This window comes from Thioclava sp. JM3 (genome assembly GCF_002213185.1).
In the GTDB taxonomy this organism is placed as follows: domain Bacteria; phylum Pseudomonadota; class Alphaproteobacteria; order Rhodobacterales; family Rhodobacteraceae; genus Thioclava; species Thioclava nitratireducens.
This window is the reverse complement of sequence record NZ_NBOB01000005.1, coordinates 179,555-197,249: the sequence shown is the minus strand read 5'-3', so window position 1 is coordinate 197,249 and position 17,695 is coordinate 179,555. Positions and strand designations below refer to the sequence as shown.

Sequence of the window (17,695 nt, the reverse complement as noted above, 5' to 3'; positions counted from 1 at the left end):
TCCCGATATAGTCGATTGCTGCGCGGTTCAAAGCGCGGCGAGCAAATCCTCGCGCGTCAGCGTGAAACGGGAGTCGATCCAGCGCGCCTCGAGAGCTTTCAGTGTATCTCCCAGCATCTTGCCCTCATAGCGGGGCATCAGATCCCGCGCTTGCACCGGAAATTGCTGTTTCGCGCCGAAATAGACCCTGTTTTGCCAGCCCTCCGGCATTTCCAGCCCCATCAGCGCATGGCGCAGCAAAAACGCATCGGCCCCAGTGTCGGCGCCGAGCCGATAGCCGAGGACAGCCGGGTCGTCGCTGTCGGACAGCGAGGCGCGCAGGGCCCCGAGCTGCCGTGTGTCCTTCTTCGACAGACGCAGCCGCTCGGCCACGTCCTCGCCGCCAATCGCTGCCAGCCTGCGGATCGGATCCGCTGGGCGATCTTCGAGATGCACGAGCGGCCCGAGCGCGGTCGCGTCCGCGCCGGGCAGCACGGCCGTGAGAACCCCGCATTGCTCCATCGCCGCCACAGCGTGAACGGGATCGGGTGCGGCCAGCAATTTGAGCATTTCGCCGCCAAGGCGTTCGCGCGAAAGCGTCTCTATTCCAGTGATATTCGCAGCACAGGCGGCCAGCCCGTCAGGGTCGAGATCGTGACCATACCAGGCGGTAAAGCGGAAGAAGCGCAGGATGCGCAGGTAGTCCTCGCGGATCCGCTCCTCCGCCTCGCCGACGAAGCGCACATGATGCTCCGCCAGATCCTCCAGTCCCGTGCCGAGCGGATCAAGAACCGTGCCGTCCGAGCGGGCATAGAGCGCGTTCATCGTGAAATCGCGCCGCGCCGCGTCCTCCGCGATGTCGTCGGAAAACGCGACCGTGGCGTGCCGCCCATGGGTCTCCACATCGCGGCGGAAGGTGGTGACCTCATGCGGATGCCCGTCGGCGACCACCGTGACCGTGCCATGATCGACCCCGGTCGGCACCGGCTTCAGTCCGGCCGCCTTCGCAAGTTCGATCACCCGTTCGGGCCGCGCATCGCTGGCGATGTCGATATCGTTGACCGGCGCGCCCAAGGCGCTGTTGCGCACGCAGCCGCCCACCAGAAGCGCCTGATGCCCGCCCTCTTCGAGCATCTTCAGCACGCGTTGGGTCGGTTCTGCCTCGATCCAGTCTCCGGTCAGTCTCATCCCGCCATCCGGTCCGCCAATGAGCGCAATATACGCGCGGTGGCGCCCCAGATGTAATAGGGCCCGTAAGGCGCCACGAAATAGCTGCGCCGTGTGCCGCGCCACCGGCGCGACTCGACGCGGAAATTCTCGGGCGTGATATGCGACAGCGGCACGGTGAACGCCTCGGCCACTTCGCCCGCTTCGGGGATGACCTCGAACGGGGTATGGATGCGTGCGAGCACCGGCGTCACCAGAAAGGACGTCACCGTCTCATGGGGAGCGAACGTGCCCAGCACCTCGACATGGTCAAGAGGCAGGCCGATCTCTTCCTGCGCCTCGCGCAGCGCCGCGCCGACCGGGCCTTCGTCATCGGGATCCACCTTGCCGCCGGGAAAGGCGATCTGGCCGGGATGGTGGCGCAGATGCGAGCTGCGCTTCGTCAGATGCAGACGCGGCTCCGGCCCGAACGTATCGAAGGCGACGAGAACGCCTGCGGGCCGCAGCTTGCGTCCCTCGGGCAGGATCACTTCCGGATTCAGATCGTAATCCGAAGAGGGCCGCCCCGGTCGCGCTAAGGCGTCCAGAACCGGGGCGAGCGGATCACTCATTCGTTCCCTTGCCTCCCGCTTCGCGCAGCGACCCGTCGGGGTTCTTCTGCGCCTCGAAGCCAAGCGTCAGCGGATCGAAAATGTAATGTGCGCCGCAGAACTGGCAGTCCGCGGTGACCGTACCCTCATCGGTGGTCATATGCGCGATGTCGCGCGCCGAGTAGATCGAGAGCGACTGACGCACGCGATCGGCCGAACAGGTGCAGCCGAACTCCACCCGCTGCGGATCAAAGACGCGCGGCCGCTCTTCGTGGAACAGGCGCACCAGCAACTCGGTCGGCTGCACGGTCGGGCCGATCAGCTCCATATCCTCGACCGTGTCGAGCAGGATATTGGCGCGGGCCCAGTTCTCGCCTTCCTCGCCATCGAGGATGTCGTCGGCGGTCAGCAGGCCCTGATCGCCCGAGCCTTCCTGGGCGGCGAAGGGCGAGGCTGGGGGCATATGCTGCAGCATCACGCCGCCCGCGCGCCAGCTTTCGCCCTGACCGGGCAGGATCGAGCGCCCGAAGGACAGCGAGAATCGCGTGGGCAGCTGCTCGGATTGCGCGAAATACGCCTCGGCGCAGGCGCGCAGCGAGCCCTCGGTCAGCGGCGTGATACCCTGATAGGGGGTCGTGCCTTTGCCCTGATCGATCAGGATCGCGAAATAGCCCTGCCCGATCTGTTCGAACGGGTCGGCCTTGGGATCGAGCTTCTCGTCATCGAAACTCGCCCATGCGCGGATGCGGGCGGGCGCGCCCTCCTTCTCGGGGGCGTAGTAGTCGGTGGCGATGATGCGGATCGGGCCGTTGCCGCGGATTTGCAGCGACAGCTTCCAGCGCAGTTTGACAGTCTGGCCGATCAGCGCGGTCAGAAGGGCGGCTTCGGCCACCAGCATTTCGACCGCGCGGGGGTAATCATGTTGCGACAGGACGGTGTCTAGCACGCCGTCGAGGCGGGCAACCCGGCCGCGGATGTCAGAGCGGTCGAGCTGAAACGGCAGAACTGTATCGTCCCATGCGATTTGGGATAACTTGGACATGGTGCTCCTGAGAGGCTCAGAGGGGTTTTCGGGCAGCGCGGAGCCTGCCATACAGCCCCAATATAGGCGCGGCAACCGCAGACCCAAGGGAGAGCACATGATCGCGAGGTTCGGAGAGCGGGTGAAATCCGGTCAGCGGTATCGTTTGCGCCCCGGTGCCTACGCGATCCTGATCCGCGACGGCAGGGTGCTTCTGACCCATCAGTCCCATCCCGTGCCGGAGTTTCAATTGCCGGGCGGCGGGATCGATCCGGGCGAGGGGCCGATCGAAGCGCTGCACCGTGAGGTCTTCGAAGAGACCGGTTGGGCGATCACCGGGTTGCGCCGCGTTGGGGCCTATCGGCGTTTCACCTACATGCCCGAATACGAGTTCTGGGCGGAGAAGCTGTGTTCGATCTGGCTGGCGCGCCCGGTTTTGAAGCGCGGCCTCCCGCCGGAGCCGTGTCATACGGCGCATTGGGCCGATCCCGAGGAGGCGCTCGGTTTGCTTGCAAATGAAGGCGAGCGCGCGTTTTTCCGGCGGGTGCTTCGCCGCTGAAAAGCAGGGGTCGTTTCATTCGGTGGGAGCTTAGTTGCGGTGGTTCATCCTCCTGTCGTTTCTGCCATCGGGTCACATTCGCCATTGTCCGAAACGAGCACCGATCGTCGCGCGGTGCTGCCGGGGCCGTGAAATTCCAGAACGCCCGCCGAGACATCGTCCGCGATTTCGCCCTCGGCGAACTGCTCGGTTTCGCGATATATCGCATCCAGCAGCGCTGGGCCCGCCATCCCGGAAAACTTGCGGAGCATCCGGGCCAGTCGGGTCTGATCGATCATCTCGCCGTCTCGGTCACAGGCTTCGGTGATTCCGTCCGAGACCAGAACCAGCCTGTCTCCCGGGGTCAGTTGAACGGTGAAGGTTTCGTAGGTGGCGCCTTCGATCAGACCAATCGGTAGTCCTCCCTCGCCGAGAAACTCCACCGTACCATTGCGCCGTTGCAGGACCGGATAGGGGTGCCCGGCCTGCACCAGTGCCGCCTTGCCGGTGCGCAGGTCGATATCGGCATAGATTAGTGTGAAATATGTTTCGGTGTTCATCTCGCTCAGCACGAGCTCGTTGAGATGTCGCGCAAGGTCCGCCGGGCGTCGGCCGCGCAATTCACCCTGTGCGTTGCGGTAGATTGCGAGGTTCTGGCTGGGGGTGGCGGCGGAGAAGTAGCCCGCAATCCGTGCCATCATCAGAGCCGAGGTGATGCCATGTCCCGACACGTCGATGCCGTAAAGGCCGACCCGGCGTTCGTTGATCGGAAAGTACCCGACGAGGTCGCCGCCGACATGGCCCGCCGGTTGCAAGAGCAACGAGACGTCCGCCGCTTCGAACTGTGCGTGACGTACCCGCACCAAGCTCTGCTGTAGCTTGCGTGCCTCCTGCAGGTCGCGGTCGATCACCTCCTGCGCCGCGTGCAGCAGTCGGTTCTTCTCGGTCAGTTCCTCTTGCATCTTGAGGATGCGGGTTCCCGCGCTGAGCCTTGCGCGAAGCTCCTCTCCGTTGACTGGTTTCGAGAGGAAATCGTCGGCCCCGCTTTCCAAACCGCGCGTGACGTCCGTCTTCTCGGCCTTGGTGGTCAGAAGGATGAAATAGCCGTAGCTGCGTCGTGGCAAGTCACGGAAGATACGGCAGAATTCGGGGCCGCTCATCCCCGACATCATCCAGTCCGAGATCACGATATCCGGCTCGCACTGGGCGCAGATCGCGATTGCCTCTTCCGCACTTTCAGCCTCGCTCACCTGATAGCCGGAGCGCGACAATTGCGCCGACAGAATGCGGCGCTGCATCCGGCTGTCGTCCACGACCAGAACGTGCCGCGTCGTGCCCGCCAAGGGTGGTCGGCTCGCGCCAACGGGAACCTCGTGTCTTTGCGCCATCTGCATCATCCGAAACCTCTGCAACCATTGAAACCGCAGAGTCCCTAAGATTCGGTGAAAACCGGCCGGCTCAGACGTTAAGAAAATCGAAAGGGTGCGGCCCTATGGTCAGCGTCGGTTGGTGTCGGATCGATTGGCCTGGAGGGCGCGATGATTGATTGGGAACGGGTACAGGAATTGCGCTCTGAAATAGGCGCAGAGGGCTTTTCCGAGGTCGTGGATCTATTTCTCGACGAGGTCGAGGCCGTCGTGATGGCGCTTGGCGGGCGCCCAGATCGGGTCGAAGAAGACCTGCACTTCCTGAAAGGCTCTGCCTGGAATCTCGGCTTTCGCGATTTCGGTGGTGCCTGTCAGAAAGGAGAGCGCATGGCGGCCGCCGGACGCTCCGCGGAGGTCGATCTGGGCGCGATCCGCGAGACCTACAGCTTGTCCAAACTGCAATTCATGGGGCGGCTATCGGAATTCACCCCGGCCGCATAGGTAATGTGCCAGCTAGATCGCGCCAAGCGCTGCATTGCGCAGAACGGAAGATCACAAGCGTGGTTACGGCCAGAGTTCGAAAATTCGTTCGGCTACCGAAGCGGGGCCGTAACTATCGAACTGCGGACGCATCAATGCGGCGCAGTGCAAGGACAACGAAAATCTAATGCCCCCATATGATGGGCGGCCTATCGGAAAGGAGGCGTTAAATAAGAAACTCGGCCAAGGTCTCGTCTTCGGTGATGTCGCGCCAAACGAAGCCCTCGGCGTCGAGCTTAGCGAAGAGCTCTGTGAAGTTCTCGGCGCGTTTGGTCTCGATCCCGATCAGGACCGAGCCGAAATTCCGCGCCGACTTCTTCAGGTATTCGAAGCGCGCGATGTCGTCGTCGGGGCCAAGCATCTGAAGGAAATCCTTCAGGGCACCGGGCCGTTGCGGCAGGCGAAGGATGAAATACTTCTTCAGGCCCGAATAGCGCTGGGCGCGTTCGCGCACTTCCGGTAGCCGCTCGAAATCGAAATTGCCGCCCGAGGTCACGCAGACCACGCGCTTGCCGCGGATCGTATCGGCCAGTTCCGGGAGAATATCGACCGACATCGCGCCGGCGGGTTCCAATACAACGCCTTCGACATTGAGCATCTCGAGCATCGTGATGCAAATGCGATCCTCCGGCGCAAGATGGACTTGCTCGGGCGTGACCCAGCCAAGCTCCGCAAAGGGACGCGCGCCGATCCGGGCGACTGCGGCACCGTCGACAAAACTGTTCACCTGTGAAATCGTCACGGGCTCATGCGCCTTGACCGCTGCGGTCAGGCTCGCACCGCCCAAGGGCTCGACGAAGCGGAATTCCGTCCCGGGGGCGGTCGCACGAAGATAGCCGGTGACGCCCGCGGCCAAGCCCCCGCCGCCCACTGGCAGGATTACCATATCCGGCGCGCCGCCCAATTGGTCGAGGATCTCTACCCCGACCGAGGCCTGTCCCTCGATCACATCCGGATCGTCGAACGGGGCGAGGAAATGCGCTCCGGCGTCGCGGCAAAATTCCTGCGCCGAGGCGAGCGTGTCGTCGAAATAGTCGCCGGTCAGAACGATCTCGACCGCATCGCCACCAAAGGTCTTGGTCTTGTCGATTTTCTGCTGCGGCGTCGTGACCGGCATGAAGATCGTGCCTTTCACGCCGAAATGCCGACAGGCGAAGGCCACGCCCTGCGCATGGTTTCCGGCGCTCGCGCAGACGAAATGCGCCGCCGACGGGTCGCGTTCGCGCAATTTCCGCATGGCGGTGAAGGCGCCGCGAATCTTGTAGGAGCGCACCGGCGTCAGGTCCTCGCGTTTGAGCCAGACCTCCGCCTCGAAGCGTTTCGACAAATGCGCATTGAGTTGCAGCGGCGTCGGCTCGAAGAGCGCACGCAGCGCGCGGGTGGCGGCTTGGGCGGAAAGGGCGAACTCACTCATAAGGAAAGCCATGACGAAGCTGCACCGCTCTTGCAAGGGGGAAGGCCGTTCGGCGGGACTACGCGCAACCCGGGGGCGCTTTGGGCGAAGCTTTGCGCATTTTGCAAAGGCCGCCGCTTTTTTGCCCACTTTCGACGGTATTCGTGCTGAAAACGTGTCGCGAGCAATAAAAAGAGGAGGGCCGCATGCGCCTGAGAAAAACTTCGATCGTCGCCCTTGTCGCGGCGAGCTTCGTCGTCGCCCCGGTGGCGACCAGCCATTTCACCGGCGCGGATGCCGCGTTTGCCAAGAACGGCAATGGCGGTGGGAACGGTGGCGGCAATGGCGGTGGCCATGGCGGCGGCAACGGGGGCGGCAACGGCCACGCGGGCGGCAAATCCGGCGCGGCGGGTACATCCGCATCGGCCGGGCGTCCCACGAGCCCGGGCAATTCCGGCAAAGCTGCCACGCATGGCGGCGGCCCGGCGAAATTCCTCGACGATCTCTTCTCCGGCAAACTTAACAACAAGTCGCAACACACCAGCCGCTCCACCGTGAAGACGGCGTCGCGCGGTACGACCGCGACGAAGAAACGCTCGACCACCCCGACCGAATACGCGGTCAACGAGTCGCCGCGTCCGAACGGCAAGCCGAGCCTGAGCGAGGATGAGCTGCGCAATCACGGCGCGCTGGCCTCCGAGCTGAAAGGCCTGAATGCCGCCCATGCCAGCGCGACAGCGCTCGCCAACGCCTCGCCGAACAGCCAGGTGGGTCGGATTGCAGCCTATCGCGACACGGTTCTGTCTGCGGCCGAGGCCGAGCAGAACCTGACTGACGCGCAGGATGCGCTGGCGGCACTTGAATCGCAGGATGTCCGCAGCGTGGAGGATATCCAGACAGCGATCGATGAGCTCAATCCAGACGACCCGAACTATGCTACGCAGCTCGCGCCGCTGGAGGAAGAACTGGCGGCAGCGACGACCTATGAGGCCGATCTGGCCGCTGCGCAGCAGAAGGTCACCGATCTGGAAACCGAGATCGCGAACTCCGCCTCGAACGAAAACGATGCGCTTCTCGCCGCTTCGAACGGTCGCGAGCTTTCGCCCGAGGCGCTCGCCTATCTGCACCAACTGCTTGACGTGCCCCCGCCGGAGACCGCGACGGCAGAGCCGCCCGCCGATGGCGATGTGGCGACCGGCGACGGCACGACCGGGGACGGCACCGTCGAAGGCGATCTCGCCGCGACCGGGGAAACCACCGATCCGCTCGTGGATCCGTCCACCGAGAGCTGATCTCGCTTAAAGCCAATGAACAAGGGCCGTCCTTCGGGGCGGCCCTTGTTCATTGGAAAAAAAGCTTCTATTCCGTCGCGGAACAAGAAAACCGGGAGATGCCGTATGTCCGCGCCCAAGAAAGTCGTGCTTGCCTATTCGGGCGGCCTCGATACCTCGATCATCCTGAAATGGCTGCAGACCGAATACGGCTGCGAGGTCATCACCTACACCGCCGATCTCGGCCAAGGCGAGGAACTCGAGCCGGCGCGCAAGAAGGCAGAGATGCTCGGCATCAAACCCGAGAATATCCATATTCTCGACGCGCGCGAGGAATTCGTCCGCGATTTCGTCTTTCCGATGTTCCGCGCCAATGCGGTCTACGAGGGGCTCTATCTGCTGGGCACCTCGATCGCGCGCCCGCTGATCTCCAAGCATCTCGTCGAGATCGCGCATCAGCACGGCGCCGATGCGGTGGCGCATGGCGCGACCGGCAAGGGCAACGATCAGGTCCGCTTCGAGCTGTCGGCCTATGCCCTCGACCCGTCGATCAAGGTGATCGCGCCGTGGCGCGAATGGGATCTGTCCTCGCGCACCAAACTCTTGGAATTCGCCGAGGCCAACCAGATCCCGATCGCAAAGGACAAGCGCGGCGAAGCGCCTTTCTCGGTCGATGCGAATCTGCTGCACACCTCGTCCGAGGGGAAGGTGCTGGAAGACCCGGCAGATATGGCGCCCGATTACGTCTACCAGCGCACCGACGATCCGATCACGCAGGCTCCGAACGAGCCCGAATATATCGAGATCGGTTTCGAGAAGGGTGACGCGGTCTCGATCAACGGCGAGGCGATGTCGCCCGCGACAATCCTCACCAAGCTAAACGAATACGGCAAAAAGCACGGCATCGGCCGTCTCGATTTCGTCGAGAACCGCTTCGTCGGCATGAAGTCGCGCGGCGTCTACGAGACTCCCGGCGGCACGATCCTGCTGGAGGCCCACCGCGGCATCGAGCAGATCACGCTCGACAGCGGCGCGGGCCACCTGAAGGATTCGATCATGCCGCGCTATGCCGAGCTGATCTATAACGGCTTCTGGTTCTCGCCCGAGCGTGAGGCGCTGCAGGCGCTGATCGACAAGACGCAGGAATATGTCACCGGCACGGTGAAGCTGATGCTCTTCAAGGGTGCGGCCCGGACCGTGGCGCGCTGGTCGGATTATTCGCTCTATTCCGAGGCCCATGTGACCTTCGAGGAGGACGCAGGTGCCTACGATCAGAAAGACGCGGCGGGCTTCATCCAGCTCAACGCGCTGCGCCTGAAGCTGATCGCAACCCGCAACGCGCGAGTGAAGAAATGAGTTTTTCGCAGCCCAAGGCCGCCATCGTCACCGTCTCCGACCGCGCGTCCCGGGGCGAATACGAGGACAAGGGCGGTCCGGGCTGCGAGGACTATCTCCGCGGCGTGGTCACCTCGCCGCTGGAGATCGAGCGTCACATCATCCCCGATGGGCGCGAGAGCGTCGCGGCAAAGCTGCGCGAGCTGGTCGAGGCGGAAGCCGATCTGATCCTGATCACCGGCGGCACCGGTCCCGCGCCGCGCGACGAGACGCCCGAGGGCTGCTTCGACGTGATCGAGAAGGAACTCGCGGGCTTCGGCGAAGAAATGCGCCGCGCCTCGCTGCTCGAAGTGCCGACCGCCATTCTGTCGCGCCAGTCGGCCGGGATCGCGGGAAAATCGCTGATCATTATGGTGCCGGGAAAACCCTCGGCCATCGCGACCTGCCTCGATGCGGTCTTCGCCGCCGTGCCCTATTGCCTCGACCTGATCGGCGCGGGCTATATCGAGACCGATCCTGCCCGGATCAAAGCCTTCCGTCCGAAGAAGAAGTAAGAGGGGGCGCTGCCCCCGTCTCTTTCAGAGAGACCCCCGGGATATTTGACCCGGGGCGAAAATCACCTCTCTTCGTGTTGGCCGAAATATCCCGGGGTGAATGCCGAAGGCAGAGGGGCAGCGCCCCTTACCGCTTCACCGCTGCGATGGCGTAATTCACCGAAAGATCGCGCTCCGAGAGTGACCATGTCCACGCCAGCGGGTTGAACACCATCCCACGGCGGTCGACCGGGTCGAGCCCTGCGTTGCGCGACAGCTCGTAAAGCTCGTCGGGCGTGACGAATTTCGACCATTCATGCGTGCCCACCGGCAGCCAGCGCATCACCCGCTCGGCGCCGATGATCGCGACCATATAGCTTTTCGGATTGCGGTTCAGCGTCGAGCAGATCATCAGCCCGCCCGTCCTCATCAGGCTCTGGATCGTGTTCACGAAGCCCTGCGGATCGGCGACGTGTTCGATGATCTCCATCGCGAGGACGACATCGAATTGCTCACCCTTCGCGGCCAGATCTTCCGCCGCGCAATGGCGGTAGTCGATTTCGAGCCCCGACTGTTCGGCATGCAGCCGCGCCACGGGGATATTTCGCTCGGCGGCATCCGCCCCCACGACCTCGGCCCCGAGCCGCGCCATCGGTTCGGACAGAAGCCCGCCGCCGCAGCCGATATCCAGCAGGCGCAGCCCCTCGAACGGGCGCGGCGCTTTCAGGTCACGACCGAACTGGGTGGCGATCTGGGTGGTGATGTAGTCGAGACGGCAGGGGTTGAGCATATGCAGCGGTTTGAACTTGCCGTTCGGATCCCACCATTCGGCGGCCATCGCTTCGAATTTGGCGACTTCGGACGGGTCGATGCTGTTTGCCGGATCTGCCATTGCTCTCCTCGCATTGATTTTAGGGCAGCCCATGGCGGGCGCGCCTTTTGCTCTATATAGTCCGGATATGGACAGAACTGCAGGGCAAAAGCGCGCATCGGGCGCCCATCTTTATCCGCCGATCGAGCCTTTCGATCAGCGCCGGATCGACGTGGGCGATGGCCATATTCTTTATGTCGAGCAATCCGGCCATCCCGAGGGCCAGCCGGTCGTCGTCTGCCACGGCGGACCGGGCGGCGGCTGCTCGCCGACGATGCGGCGATTCTTCGATCCGCAGCATTACCGGGTCATCCTGTTCGATCAGCGCGGCTGCGGTCTGTCGCGCCCGCATGCCAGCGTCGCCGACAACACGACATGGCATCTAATCGCGGATATGGAGCAGATCCGCCGGACGCTCGGCATCGACAGGTGGATGGTTTTCGGCGGCAGTTGGGGGGCGACACTGGCGTTGCTTTATGCGCAGGCGCATCCCGACCGGGCCTCGAACCTGATTCTTCGGGGCGTCTTTCTTGCGACGCAGGCGGAGCTCGACTGGTTCTACGGCGGCGGCGCGGGGAATTTCTATCCCGACCTCTGGGCGAATTTCCGGCGTCCGATTCCGGAGGACGAGCAGCACGATCTGATCGGCGCCTATCACAAGCGGCTCTTTTCGGGCGACTACATGGCCGAAGCGCGCTATGCGCGGCACTGGGCGATGTGGGAGAACGCGCTGGCGTCGGTGCGCTATGACGGTCCGCCGGGCGAAGCCTCGCCCGATTACGCGCGTGCCTTCGCGCGGCTCGAGAACCACTATTTCCAGAACGCGGCCTTCCTTGAAGAGGACGGCCAGATCCTGCGCGACCGCTACAAGATCGAGCATATCCCGACGACGATCGTGCAGGGGCGGCTCGACATGATCTGTCCGCCGACTTCGGCCTATCGGCTGGCGCAGGGCTGGGCGCTGGCGAAGCTTCAGCTGGTGCCGATGGCAGGACATGCGCTTTCCGAGCCGGGGATCACGGCCGGGCTTGTCCGCGCGATGGATGAGCTTAGATCCTGATCTGACACCGGATTTCCATCGAGGCCGCCATGACGCTCACTTATTTCCTGCTGTTTCTCGCGGCCTCCGCGGCTGCGGCTGCAACCGGCATCATCTTCAAGCCGGGCGAATGGTATGTCGGCTTGAAGAAGCCGGGCTTCACGCCGCCGAACTGGGTGTTTCCCGTGGCCTGGACTTATCTCTATGTCTCGGTCGCCTACGCTGCGGCGCGCATCGCCCCCGAGGCCGGAAGCCAGATCGCGCTTGCGCTGTTTGCGGTGCAGATCGCGCTGAACACGCTCTGGACGCCGGTGTTCTTCGGGGCGCATCGGTTGTGGCTCGGCCTCCTCGTCCTGATCTGTATGTGGGTCGCAGTAGCGGCGATGATGCTGGCATTCCTGCAGCTCGATATGCTGGCCGGATTGCTGGTCTTCCCCTATCTCGTCTGGCTGACATTGGCGGGCGCGCTGAACTTCCGCGTCTGGCGCGACAACCCGAGGGCGGGTGCCCAAACCTGATTCCACTTGCGGAATCTGCGATACAGGACTATATCGCCTTCAACAGCGGCGCGCCGGGGTCCAAACCTGACGCCCACCGGAAACGTGTGACGGGCCGCAACGGCCCGTTTTTTGTTTTTGTAGGATCGGAAAGAGAGACATGACCGACCTGATCGCCAAGACCGCCATCGACCGGCGTCTGGCCGAGATCGTGACCCCCGTGATCGAGGGGCTGGGCTTCGAGCTCGTGCGGCTGCGGCTGCAGGGCGGCAAGACGGCCACGCTTCAGATCATGGCAGACCGCCCCGATGGCGGCATCGTCGTGGACGATTGCGCCGCGATCTCGACTGCCGTGTCCGCGGCCCTCGACGTAGAAGACCCGATCGAGGACAAATATACGCTCGAAGTGTCGTCGCCCGGCATCGATCGCCCGCTGACGCGCTTCAAGGATTTCGACATCTGGGAAGGCTACGAGGCGAAGATCGAGACTTCCGAGCAGATCGACGGGCGCAAGCGCTTCAAGGGTATCCTGCGCGGCACCGAAGGCTCGGAAATCCTGATCGAGCTGGACGAGAACGGCGAAGACGTCGTGATCGGCCTCCAGTTCGACTGGCTCGCAGATGCGAAGCTGGTGCTGACCGATGAGCTGATCGACGAGATGCTGCGCCAGAAGAAGGCGACCGAAGGCGTCGACGAAGCTGAATTTGACGAGATTGACGATTCCCCCGAGGAGGAGAACTGAGATGGCCATCACGGCAGCCAACCAGCTTGAGCTTCTGCAGACCGCCGAGGCGGTGGCGCGCGAAAAGATGATCGACCCGGATCTGGTGATCCAGGCGATGGAAGAGAGTCTCGCGCGTGCGGCGAAGTCGCGTTACGGCGCGGAGATGGACATCCGCGTCTCGATCGATCGCAAGACCGGCAAGGCGACCTTCACCCGTGTCCGCACCGTCGTCGAAGACGAGGATCTGGAGAACTATCAGGCCGAGCTGACCGTCGAGCAGGCGAAGCAGTATCTCGAAAATCCCTCGGTCGGCGATGAGATCGTCGACGAGGTGCCGCCGGTCGATCTGGGCCGCATCGCCGCGCAATCGGCCAAGCAGGTCATCCTGCAGAAGGTCCGCGAAGCCGAGCGTGATCGCCAGTACGAAGAGTTCAAGGACCGCGTCGGCACGATCATCAACGGCATCGTCAAGCGCGAGGAATACGGCAACATCATCGTCGATGTGGGCCGTGGCGAAGCGATTCTGCGCCGCAACGAGAAGATCGGCCGCGAGAGCTATCGCCCGAACGACCGTATCCGTGCCTATGTGAAAGACGTGCGCCGCGAGACCCGTGGCCCGCAGATCTTCCTCAGCCGCACCGCGCCGGAATTCATGGCCGAACTGTTCAAGATGGAAGTGCCGGAAATCTACGACGGCATCATCGAGATCAAGGCCGTGGCCCGCGATCCGGGTTCGCGCGCGAAGATCGGCGTCATCTCCTATGACAACTCGATCGATCCGGTCGGCGCCTGTGTCGGTATGCGCGGTTCGCGCGTGCAGGCCGTCGTCGGCGAGCTTCAGGGCGAGAAGATCGACATCATCCCGTGGAACGAAGATCAGGCGACCTTCCTCGTGAACGCGCTGCAGCCGGCCGAAGTGTCGAAAGTGGTGATCGACGAGGAAGCGCAGAAGATCGAAGTCGTGGTGCCGGACGAGCAACTGTCGCTCGCCATCGGCCGCCGCGGTCAGAACGTGCGTCTGGCCTCGCAGTTGACCGGTCTCGACATCGATATCCTGACCGAGGCCGAGGAATCGGCACGCCGTCAGGCCGAATTCGCCGAGCGCACCAAGCTGTTCGTCGACGCGCTGGACCTCGACGAGTTCTTCGCGCAGCTCCTCGTGGCCGAGGGCTTCACCTCGCTCGAGGAAGTGGCCTATGTCGAGATGGACGAGCTGCTGTCGATCGAAGGCGTGGACGAGGACACTGCAGGCGAACTGCAGGCCCGTGCCCGCGACGTGATCGAAGAGCAGAACCGCAAGGCGCTGGAGGCGGCGAAGGAAATGGGCGTCGAGCAGTCGCTGTTCGACTTCGAAGGCCTGACCCCGCAGATGATCGAGGCGCTCGCGAAAGACGACGTCAAGACGCTGGAAGATTTCGCGACCTGCGCCGACTGGGAACTGGCCGGTGGCTGGACCACGGTCGACGGTCAGCGCGTGAAGGATGAAGGTCTGCTCGAGAAATTCGACGTGAGCCTCGAAGAGGCGCAGAACCTGATCATGACCGCGCGTATTCAGTTGGGCTGGGTCGACCCGTCCGAGCTGGAAGGCGACGCGGAAGACGAAGGCGAAGAGGAAACCGCGGAGGAGGCCGAGGCGTAAGCCTCGGTCCCGACCGGAGAGGAGCTTAGATGAGTCGCGGCGGAAAGCCGAAAAATCACGACGAGCCCGAACGGCGCTGCATCGTCACCGGCGATGTTCAGCCGAAGGCGGGGCTTGTCCGCTTCGTGGTCGGACCCGACGGGATGGTCTACCCGGACGTGGCGGGCAAGCTGCCCGGCCGCGGGATCTGGGTGACGTCCGATCGCGGCATCATCGAGACGGCGATGAAAAAGGGATTGTTCCCCCGTGCAGCCAAGCAGGCGGTCAAAACCCCTGAGAATCTGGTGGAATTGGTGGAACAGGCCCTTGCCTCTCGCGTTGTGGAGCTTATTTCTCTGGAGCGAAAGGCCGGCAAAGCGATTGTCGGCTTCGAGAAGGTCAAGGGCTGGCTGGCCGAGGGGCGCGCGAAAGTGCTGCTACAGGCAAGCGACGGCTCGGACAGGGGCAAGGGCAAGCTTTGGACGCCCGAAGGCGGGCGCTGGTTCGGCTGCCTCACCTCTCAGGAATTGGGTTTGGCATTCGGCCGCGATCGTGCGATACACGGCGCGCTTGCAGCCGGTGGCCTCACCCGGCGCGTAATTGAAGACGCATCGAGGCTTGCGGGCGTACGCAAGCAGGACGGCGGCAAGACCGCCATGAAGGATACGAAGACGGCATGAGCGATACGGACGGCAAAAAGACTCTCGGACTGGGCGGCGGGCGCCCCGGGCAGGTGAAGCAAAGCTTCTCGCACGGGCGCACTAAGAACGTCGTGGTCGAGACGAAAGGCAAGAAGCGGGTGCTGAACAAACCGGCGGCAGGCGCTGGTAAGGGCGGGGGCAACAAACCCTCCCTTGGCGATCCGTCGAAGCGCCCCGCCGGGATTTCCGACGCCGAGATGGAGCGTCGCCTGAAGGCGCTTCAGGCCGCGAAGGCGCGCGAGGCCGAAGAGGCCGCCGCCCGCGAGGCCGAGGAAAAAGCCCGCGAAGAAGAGCGCGAGCGTCGTCGCGCCGAGGCTGAGGCCAAGGAGCGCGAGGAGCGAGAACGCGAAGCGGCCCTGAAGGCCAAGGAAGAAGAGGACGAGCGCAAGAAGCGCGAGGCCGAACTTCGCGACAAGAAGAAAGAAGAGATCCGCAAGGGCGGACCGAAGAAAGATGCGCCGGTCGATCAGGCCGCGGTCGAAGCAGCGGCTGCCCGCGCCGAGACCAAGGGCGTCTCCTCCTCGGGTCCGCGCAAGACGGATCGCGAGCGTGACACGCGCAACGATCGCAACAACGATCGTAACAACAAGGGCAACGACCGCGGCAACCGCCGTTCGGGCAAGCTCTCCTTGAGCGATGCGCTTTCGGGTGGCGAAGGCCGCCAGCGTTCGCTTGCCGCGATGAAGCGCAAGCAGGAAAAAGCGCGCCAGAAGGCGATGGGCGGTACGCAGCGTGCTGAAAAGCAGTCCCGCGAAGTGCAGCTCCCCGAGACGATCATCGTGTCGGAACTCGCCAACCGTATGGCGGAGCGCGCCGCGGATGTGGTCAAAACGCTCATGAAGATGGGCATGATGGTCACCGCGAACCAGACGCTCGACGCCGATACCGCCGAATATGTGATCGAGGAATTCGGTCATAAGGCCGTGCGCGTGTCGGATGCGGATGTCGAGCAGGTCATCGATCAGGTCGACGACAAGGAAGAAGATCTGCAGCCGCGCCCGCCGATCGTCACGATCATGGGTCACGTCGACCACGGCAAGACCTCGCTGCTCGACGCGATCCGCAAGGCGAACGTCGTCTCGGGTGAGGCTGGCGGGATCACGCAGCACATCGGCGCCTATCAGGTGCAGACCGAGAGCGGCGCGACGCTCTCCTTCCTGGATACGCCCGGCCACGCGGCCTTTACCTCGATGCGTGCACGCGGTGCGAATGTCACCGATATCGTGGTGCTCGTAGTGGCGGCCGATGACTCGGTGATGCCGCAGACCATCGAAGCGATCAATCACTCGAAGGCCGCTGGCGTTCCGATGATCGTCGCGATCAACAAGTGCGACAAGCCCGAGGCGAACGCCCAGAAGGTCCGCACCGAGCTTCTGCAGCACGAAGTCGTCGTCGAAGAGATGTCGGGAGACGTGCAGGACGTGGAAGTTTCGGCGAAGACCGGCAAGGGTCTCGACGAACTGCTCGAAGCGATCGCGCTTCAGGCCGAACTGCTCGAACTGAAGGCGAACCCCGATCGCGCCGCGCAAGGTGCGGTGATCGAGGCGAAGCTCGACGTTGGCCGCGGTCCGGTCGCGACGGTGCTGGTGCAGAATGGCACGCTGCGCAAAGGCGACATCTTCGTCGTCGGCGAGCAGTGGGGTAAGGTCCGCGCGCTGATCAACGACAAGGGCGACCGCGTCGATGAGGCCGGTCCGTCGGTTCCGGTCGAGGTGCTCGGCATCAACGGCACGCCCGAGGCTGGCGACGTTCTCAACGTCGTCGAAACCGAGGCGCAGGCCCGCGAGATCGCCGAATACCGCGAGCAGGCTGCGAAGGACAAACGCGCCGCTGCCGGTGCCGCGACGACGCTGGAACAGCTGATGGCGAAAGCCAAGGCCGACGAAAGCGTCACCGAACTGCCCGTGCTGGTGAAGGCCGACGTGCAGGGCTCGGCGGAAGCGATCGTTCAGGCGCTCGAGAAGGTCGGCAACGAAGAGGTGCGCGTCCGTGTGCTGCATTCGGGCGTCGGTGCAATCACCGAATCCGACATCACGCTGGCCGAGGCGTCCAACGCGCCGGTCATCGGGTTCAACGTTCGTGCCAATGCGCCTGCGCGCAACGCCGCGAACCAGAAGGGCGTCGAGATCCGCTACTACTCGATCATCTACGATCTGGTGGACGACATCAAAGCTGCCGCTTCGGGCCTCCTGTCGGCCGAGATCCGCGAACACTTCATCGGCTATGCCGAGATCCTCGAAGTGTTCAAGGTCACCGGCGTAGGCAAGGTTGCTGGTTGCCGCGTCACCGAGGGTGTCGCCCGTCGTTCGGCTGGCGTGCGCCTGCTGCGTGACAACGTGGTGATCCACGAAGGCACGCTGAAGACGCTCAAGCGCTTCAAGGACGAGGTCAAGGAAGTGCCCTCCGGTCAGGAATGCGGCATGGCCTTCGAGAAATACGACGATATCCGCCCCGGCGATGTCATCGAGATTTTCGAGCGCGAAGAGGTCGAGCGGACGCTCTGATCCTTCG

General features: G+C 63.6%; 17 protein-coding genes. 11 read left to right on the top strand and 6 right to left on the bottom strand.

Annotation, left to right across the window (positions count from 1 at the left end):
- Positions 1-27 precede the first annotated feature (27 nt).
- From B6V73_RS10925 to B6V73_RS10915, 3 genes are read right to left on the bottom strand one after another with little or no spacing between them, the layout of a single operon-like run.
- Positions 28-1,167, bottom strand: coding sequence for a CCA tRNA nucleotidyltransferase (locus B6V73_RS10925; protein ID WP_088725247.1), 1,140 nt, complete (start codon positions 1,165-1,167; stop codon positions 28-30).
- The gene (locus B6V73_RS10920; RefSeq protein ID WP_088723181.1) at positions 1,164-1,757 is read right to left on the bottom strand and encodes a CoA pyrophosphatase; all 594 of its coding nucleotides are present in this window, start codon (positions 1,755-1,757) and stop codon (positions 1,164-1,166) included. Before B6V73_RS10920 ends, B6V73_RS10925 begins: the two co-directional genes overlap by 4 nt.
- The gene (locus tag B6V73_RS10915) at positions 1,750-2,778 is read right to left on the bottom strand and encodes an Hsp33 family molecular chaperone HslO (RefSeq protein WP_088725246.1); all 1,029 of its coding nucleotides are present in this window, start codon (positions 2,776-2,778) and stop codon (positions 1,750-1,752) included. The genes B6V73_RS10920 and B6V73_RS10915 overlap by 8 nt, the downstream gene beginning before the upstream one ends.
- Before the next feature lie 97 nt (positions 2,779-2,875).
- Here B6V73_RS10915 and B6V73_RS10910 point away from each other — a divergent pair, with 97 nt between their 5' ends.
- The gene (locus tag B6V73_RS10910) at positions 2,876-3,316 is read left to right on the top strand and encodes an NUDIX hydrolase (RefSeq protein WP_088725245.1); all 441 of its coding nucleotides are present in this window, start codon (positions 2,876-2,878) and stop codon (positions 3,314-3,316) included.
- Positions 3,317-3,360: 44 nt separating this feature from the next.
- On the opposite strand, the gene B6V73_RS10905 is transcribed toward B6V73_RS10910, so the two are convergent.
- Positions 3,361-4,683: a fused response regulator/phosphatase gene (locus tag B6V73_RS10905; protein WP_088725357.1), complete on the bottom strand. Its 1,323-nt coding sequence runs from the start codon at positions 4,681-4,683 to the stop codon at positions 3,361-3,363.
- A 150-nt stretch (positions 4,684-4,833) separates the two neighbouring features.
- On the opposite strand from B6V73_RS10905, the gene B6V73_RS10900 reads away from it, so the two are divergent.
- Positions 4,834-5,163 (top strand): histidine kinase, encoded by a 330-nt coding sequence (locus B6V73_RS10900; RefSeq protein WP_075775220.1) that lies wholly within the window; start codon positions 4,834-4,836, stop codon positions 5,161-5,163.
- A 205-nt stretch (positions 5,164-5,368) separates the two neighbouring features.
- Here the strand turns inward: B6V73_RS10900 and ilvA are convergent, their stop codons facing one another.
- Entirely contained in the window at positions 5,369-6,616 is a 1,248-nt protein-coding gene (gene ilvA / locus B6V73_RS10895) for a threonine ammonia-lyase IlvA (RefSeq protein ID WP_075775456.1), read from the bottom strand.
- A 185-nt stretch (positions 6,617-6,801) separates the two neighbouring features.
- Here ilvA and B6V73_RS10890 point away from each other — a divergent pair, with 185 nt between their 5' ends.
- The 3 genes from B6V73_RS10890 (at position 6,802) to mog (ending at position 9,755) form a co-directional block, all read left to right on the top strand.
- Positions 6,802-7,887, top strand: coding sequence for a hypothetical protein (locus tag B6V73_RS10890; RefSeq protein WP_088725244.1), 1,086 nt, complete (start codon positions 6,802-6,804; stop codon positions 7,885-7,887).
- A gap of 105 nt (positions 7,888-7,992) precedes the next feature.
- Complete coding sequence (locus B6V73_RS10885; RefSeq protein ID WP_075775222.1) at positions 7,993-9,222, top strand: argininosuccinate synthase; 1,230 nt, start codon at positions 7,993-7,995, stop codon at positions 9,220-9,222.
- Positions 9,219-9,755, top strand: coding sequence for a molybdopterin adenylyltransferase (mog, locus tag B6V73_RS10880; RefSeq protein WP_075775223.1), 537 nt, complete (start codon positions 9,219-9,221; stop codon positions 9,753-9,755). Before B6V73_RS10885 ends, mog begins: the two co-directional genes overlap by 4 nt.
- Before the next feature lie 127 nt (positions 9,756-9,882).
- Here the strand turns inward: mog and ubiG are convergent, their stop codons facing one another.
- The gene (gene ubiG / locus B6V73_RS10875; protein ID WP_088725243.1) at positions 9,883-10,626 is read right to left on the bottom strand and encodes a bifunctional 2-polyprenyl-6-hydroxyphenol methylase/3-demethylubiquinol 3-O-methyltransferase UbiG; all 744 of its coding nucleotides are present in this window, start codon (positions 10,624-10,626) and stop codon (positions 9,883-9,885) included.
- Positions 10,627-10,693: 67 nt separating this feature from the next.
- Between ubiG and pip the strand changes: the two genes are divergently transcribed.
- The 6 genes from pip to infB all read left to right on the top strand — a co-directional run bounded on the left by pip (position 10,694) and on the right by infB (position 17,688).
- Entirely contained in the window at positions 10,694-11,665 is a 972-nt protein-coding gene (gene pip, locus B6V73_RS10870; RefSeq protein WP_075775225.1) for a prolyl aminopeptidase, read from the top strand.
- Positions 11,666-11,694: 29 nt separating this feature from the next.
- Positions 11,695-12,162 carry a TspO/MBR family protein gene (locus tag B6V73_RS10865; protein ID WP_088725242.1) on the top strand — a complete coding sequence of 156 codons (468 nt, stop codon included), beginning with the start codon at positions 11,695-11,697 and terminating at the stop codon, positions 12,160-12,162.
- 139 nt (positions 12,163-12,301) lie between these two features.
- On the top strand, positions 12,302-12,883 hold the full coding sequence (gene rimP / locus B6V73_RS10860; RefSeq protein ID WP_075775227.1) for a ribosome maturation factor RimP: 582 nt from the start codon (positions 12,302-12,304) through the stop codon (positions 12,881-12,883).
- Position 12,884: 1 nt separating this feature from the next.
- Positions 12,885-14,504, top strand: a complete 1,620-nt coding sequence (gene nusA / locus B6V73_RS10855; protein WP_075775228.1) for a transcription termination factor NusA — start codon at positions 12,885-12,887, stop codon at positions 14,502-14,504.
- 29 nt (positions 14,505-14,533) lie between these two features.
- Positions 14,534-15,163, top strand: a complete 630-nt coding sequence (locus B6V73_RS10850; protein WP_075775229.1) for an RNA-binding protein — start codon at positions 14,534-14,536, stop codon at positions 15,161-15,163.
- Positions 15,160-17,688 carry a translation initiation factor IF-2 gene (infB, locus tag B6V73_RS10845; RefSeq protein WP_075775230.1) on the top strand — a complete coding sequence of 843 codons (2,529 nt, stop codon included), beginning with the start codon at positions 15,160-15,162 and terminating at the stop codon, positions 17,686-17,688. Before B6V73_RS10850 ends, infB begins: the two co-directional genes overlap by 4 nt.
- Positions 17,689-17,695: the final 7 nt, after the last annotated feature.